The following is a 4,765-nucleotide window of genomic DNA, read 5'->3' as shown; positions in this document are numbered from 1 at the left end:
TACGAGATCTACTCGACAGGCGGCTCGGCCGCCGGCGCATCTCAGCCTTCCCAAGGGAGCAAGCTGCTCCGGGAATCTCCCAGACATGCCCTCAACGAGGATGGCATGGTCGGCTTCTTCGTCTCGGAGACCGCCGACCGGCTCGAGCCGAAGCGCCTGTTCACCTCGTTCCGGTACGATTACCGCGAGCTGACGTCACGCTATGGGAAGGCGTTCCTCCATCCCGACACGGGCTCGATCGGCACGTTCCAGCTCGCGGCAAACTGGCTCGGTGACTGGGCGGAATGGACCGTGATGGTACCGATGCAGAAATACGACCTGTCCGCGCCCCGCACGCTCAACAAGCCCGCCGAAGAAGGCGAGGGCATCGGCGATATCAAACTCGGCTGGAAGGCGACCTACCTGCCCGACAAAAGCTACTACCGGTTCGCCTATGGCGCCGTCGTCGAAGCCTCGACTGGCGACACGGACGCGATGCGGCCCGCCGGCTCCGAGCACTCGGATGAGATCAAGCTGTTCGGCTGCGTGACGACTAAGGAAACAGACTCGGCGACCGCGAACCTCGAACTGGGCGCGATCATCGACTCGCAAAATATCGACACACGGTTCATCTACCGAATCGGGATGAGTTACGAGCCGACGGCTCACGCCGCGCTGATCGGTGAGTTCGCCGGCGAAATACAGGGCGGTCAGGACAAGGACACTCTCGACATGATCCTGGGCATCCGCCTCGCCCCGTCACCAAAGGGCGCTCTCGAACTCGCCTACTCGAAGAACCTCCGCACCTACCGCGAGTTCGGCTGGGACGATCGTCTCCAGATCGGCGCCACCGTCCGCTGGTAACCCGGGAACCACGTTCACCACAAAGTCACAAAGGCACAAAATGAGCTACAGCCTTTTCTTTGTGCCTGGTATGATGAAATTCAAACGATTCACCGCGGAGACGCTGAGACGCCGAGGAAAATATTATCGTACATCTTTTTATCTTGTTTCAATCTCTGCGCCTCGGCGCCTCGGCGGTGAAACGGTCTTTGTATTTTTGTGGTGAGATACTCCCGTCGGTGAACCAGTCAGTGCTTCTTCGAGGTTCAGATTCTACTTCAGGCGGGAGTCGAGCTCCTTGATGATACCGGCGGCGATGCCTGACTCTTTCGAGTCGGCCGGCGCGATGCGGATGACTTTTTCGAAGATGTCTCGGGCCATCAGGCCGGCGTCCCTGTCGCTCTTCTGGAGCAGGAGGTCGACATAGGCATTGCCGATCGCCATCAGTAGGGGAATGTTCTCGGGCTCTTTTTCGAGGCCGCTTCGCAGCACGGCAATCGCGTCACGCGTCCGGTTCTCTCGGGAAAGCCTGTTCGCCTCGTCGAGGATCTGACCGGGGCTGAACGTCCTGAGCGTCACATCATCGGGGCGGGGCGTGAAGCTGCCGGGTGCGGCAGCCTGCTGTGCGGCTTTCGCAGCCTCGAGAACAGCCGCCGCAGAAGCCTGCTGCTGTTTGAGAAGTTCGGCTGCGGCAAGATCGCTCTCGTAGCGGTTGATGATCTTCTGGGCCTCGGTGACGAACGGTCCCTTCGGATTCTTCGCGATATAGGTCTCTAGATCCGGGATCGCCTTGTCCAGGCTTTTCGAGATCGAAAGCAGATACCCGCGATAGAACAGCCCTTCGCTCATACTGTTGGGCCGGTCGTTGAGCAGATCGAGCCCCTTCTGGATCAGGCCGTTTTCGGGTTCCGAAAGGAACTCCCGCTCCATGATGACACACCGCACGTATACCTCGATGGCCTTCGTCAGCTCCTCTTTTTCGAGGGCATCCATGGCTTCGTTGTACAGCGTGGCCGCCGGCCCCGTCCTGAGGGTCCGGATCATGGGCGATGAAGCCCCTGACTTTGCCGGTTTTTCCGGTTTCTCAGACTTCCCGCCTTTTCCGACGGTCTCCGTGCGGGCTGTTCCAGACGGTTTTTCGGATAAGGCGGACTTTTCTCCGTCAGGAGTTTCTCCGCCTGTTTTAGAGACGGAAACGGCCGTCGGCTGGCCCGAGGGGCGATCGGCGACAAGCACCTGCGCGCCGGGCGGAGGCGGAAGCGGGGCGACTCGTGACGGGTCTTCGGACAATTCGCGCAGGCGCTGGAGCGCCTGAGTGAAGTCTGGATTCAGCGACAGCGCCTTTCCATACGACTCGCGCGCCTCCTGCATACGCCCCATCGCTTCGTAGGCGAGTCCCATGTTGTACGGCACCCAGTAGGAATCGGGCTGGAGACGGCGGGCCTGCTCATAGCAGTGCAGGGCATCGGAATACTGGCCGGTCTTCTTGTAGAGAATGCCGAGGTTGTTGTAGGCATGGAAATTGTTCGGATCGAGTTTCAAAAGTCTAAAATATATATCAACAGCTTTTGAAAATTCCTTCTGCAGGGAATACTCGAGAGCAAGCTGGAGGAGGACCTCGGTGTTCTCCGGGTCTTCCTGGAGCTTCTTCTGCAGTTCCGGAACCTTGCTCGACGCCATCTCCGTTGCGACCTGGCCATACGTCGGAACTCCGGGATCCGCCGCGAACAGCAACAACCCGGTGCCCGCCGCGACGAGAAGGCGGAAGGCCCGGGGCATTCGAAGGGAAAGCGCTGTGTCAGCGGGCTTCGACGATGAATTTGATGGCGGTTTTTTCGTTACCGTCAATATCGATTTTCGCAAATGCAATGATGGTGACCAGTTCGATGCCTTTGGGGGCGACGTAGCCGCGGGTGACGGCGATGGCCTTGACCGTCTGGTTGACGGCTCCGGCTCCCACGGCGAGCAACTCGACCCGTGAATCGTGTTCGAGAACTGCCGCTATGGCGCCTGCGACGGATTTCGGATTCGACGATGATGCAACTCTCAATACTTCCATGGTGTAACTCCTCTCGTTTATCTGCGACTGACGATACAGCGTCGTATGCTTCTCATTCCATTATAAGACCGGCACATCAACCTTGCAACGTCCCTGTGATGAAAACGCATCGAAGCGAAAAGAATCGCTTCGATGCGGATGACATGTGAGATGGGAACTCAGACGGCTTTGAAAAGCAGGCTCGCGTTCTGTCCGCCGAATCCGAACGAGTTCACGATGGCATGGCGAATCTTCGCCTCGCGCGCCGTGTTGGGAACGAAATCGAGATCGCACCCCTCGCCCGGCTGATCATGATTGATCGTGGGATGGAGGAAACCGCGGCTCATCTGGATCAGGGTCGCCACCGTTCCGACCGCTCCCGCGGCGCCGAGCAGGTGACCGATCATGGACTTGGTCGAGTTCACGGCTAGTTTTTTCGCATGATCTCCGAATACGCGCTTGATCGCAACGACTTCGACCGGATCGCCGACCGGCGTCGAAGTTCCGTGAGCGTTCACGTAGTCGATCTGTTCGGCCGGAATCGAGTTCCAGGCCAGCGCCTGCTTCATGGCGAGAAACGCACCCTCGCCGTTCGGATCGGGAGCGGTGAGATGATAGGCGTCGGCGCTGCAGCCGTAGCCGACAAGCTCGGCGATCGGCTTCGCGCCGCGTTTGAGCATGCTCTCTTCTGATTCGAGAACGATGGAACCGCTGCCTTCGCCCATGACGAAGCCGTCGCGATCCTTATCGTAGGGGCGGGAGGCTTTCGTGGGTTCGTCATTTCGGGTCGAGAGGGCTTTCATCTGCGCGAAACCGGCGACGGTCAGAGGGGTGATGCCCGCCTCTGCGCCTCCGCAGATCATCGCATCGACGATCCCGAGCTGGACTTTCTGCCACGCCTCACCGATCGCATGGAGCCCCGAAGCGCAGGCCGAAACGACGCAGTAGTTCGGCCCCTTGAAGCCGTGGGCCATGGCGAGACAGCCGGAAGCGATGTTGCAGATCATCATCGGCACCAGAAATGGGCTGACGCGGCCGGGGCCCGACTTCATATACGTGTCGTGCTCGGCTTCCATCGTGCTGATGCCGCCGATGCCGGTGGCGATGATGACGCCGACGCGTGCAGGATCGAAATTCTCGGAGGTCATGCCGGCCTGTTTGATCGCCATCTCGCTTGCGGCCATCGCGAACTGCGAATATCGATCGTGGCGGCGGACTTCCTTCTTGCTGATATACAGCGTGGGATCGAAATTCTTGACCTCCGCCGCGATGCGGGCGGTATGCTTTGATGCATCGAAGCGGGTTATGGGGCCAACGCCGCTGACGCCCGCTTTCAGGTTGGTGGCAAACTCATCGATGCCGATGCCGATGGGAGTTACGGCTCCCATGCCGGTTACGAACACCCGTTTCATCGTAACGGACTCCTTATGATGGCGTGATTCCGGTTCTTCAGGCGTCGATGAACTCGAGGCCGTCGAAGAACATGTGGAAGATCTCCTGGACCGTCATGATCTTGCGAACCTTGTATACATGCTCGCCGGCGAAGACGAGTCCCCTGTCGAGATTGCCGTTTTTCGCTTCCTCGAGGGCCCTGACGATGCAGAAGATGTGGGAACAGCGCTTCAGACAGCCGTCACAGGTCTCTGGCTTGAACTTCCCTTCGGCGACGGCATCGGAAAACGACGTCGAAAGTGCGTTTCCAGGCAGCCCCACAGGGCTGTGAACCTTGAAGACGTCACCTTCCTTCGCCTGAAGATACCGCTGTTTGAATGCATCCGCGGCGTTGCACTCGACGCTGGCGGCGAAGCGGGTTCCGACCTGGACCCCGTCGACTCCGAGTTTGAGGACTTCTTCGAAATCCTCGCGATCGGTGACTCCGCCGGCGATCACGACCGGGATCTTCAC

At 59.3% G+C, this 4,765-nt stretch carries 5 protein-coding genes; 1 reads left to right on the top strand and 4 read right to left on the bottom strand.

All coding sequences use genetic code 11. The annotated features are described in order from the left end of the window. A partial coding sequence (locus PLU72_18945) for a hypothetical protein (protein HOT30264.1) occupies nucleotides 1–843 on the top strand: 843 nt, incomplete at its 5' end. A 252-nt stretch (nucleotides 844–1,095) separates the two neighbouring features. Here the strand turns inward: PLU72_18945 and PLU72_18940 are convergent. The 4 genes from PLU72_18940 to PLU72_18925 form a co-directional block, all read right to left on the bottom strand. Beyond that, entirely contained in the window at nucleotides 1,096–2,601 is a 1,506-nt protein-coding gene (locus tag PLU72_18940) for a tetratricopeptide repeat protein (protein ID HOT30263.1), read from the bottom strand. A 19-nt stretch (nucleotides 2,602–2,620) separates the two neighbouring features. Continuing rightward, nucleotides 2,621–2,881, bottom strand: coding sequence for a stage V sporulation protein S (locus PLU72_18935; protein ID HOT30262.1), 261 nt, complete (start codon nucleotides 2,879–2,881; stop codon nucleotides 2,621–2,623). A gap of 158 nt (nucleotides 2,882–3,039) precedes the next feature. Next, nucleotides 3,040–4,272, bottom strand: coding sequence for a beta-ketoacyl-ACP synthase II (gene fabF, locus PLU72_18930; protein ID HOT30261.1), 1,233 nt, complete (start codon nucleotides 4,270–4,272; stop codon nucleotides 3,040–3,042). 37 nt (nucleotides 4,273–4,309) lie between these two features. Beyond that, nucleotides 4,310–4,765, bottom strand: a 456-nt coding sequence (locus PLU72_18925; protein ID HOT30260.1) for a nitronate monooxygenase, incomplete at its 5' end; no start/stop codon positions are given.

The sequence above is a fragment of the Candidatus Ozemobacteraceae bacterium genome, from assembly GCA_035373905.1.
Classification (GTDB): Bacteria; Muiribacteriota; Ozemobacteria; order Ozemobacterales; family Ozemobacteraceae; genus MWAR01.
The sequence above is the reverse complement of the archived record's forward strand: the minus strand, read 5'-3'. Positions and strand labels throughout refer to the sequence as shown.

Bases quoted from the DNA above. Each gene is read 5' to 3' on its own strand.
- PLU72_18940 (HOT30263.1), bottom strand. From the start codon at position 2,601: ATGCCCCGGGCCTTCCGCCTTCTCGTCGCGGCGGGCACCGGGTTGTTG.
- PLU72_18935 (HOT30262.1), bottom strand. From the start codon at position 2,881: ATGGAAGTATTGAGAGTTGCATCATCGTCGAATCCGAAATCCGTCGCA.
- fabF (HOT30261.1), bottom strand. From the start codon at position 4,272: ATGAAACGGGTGTTCGTAACCGGCATGGGAGCCGTAACTCCCATCGGC.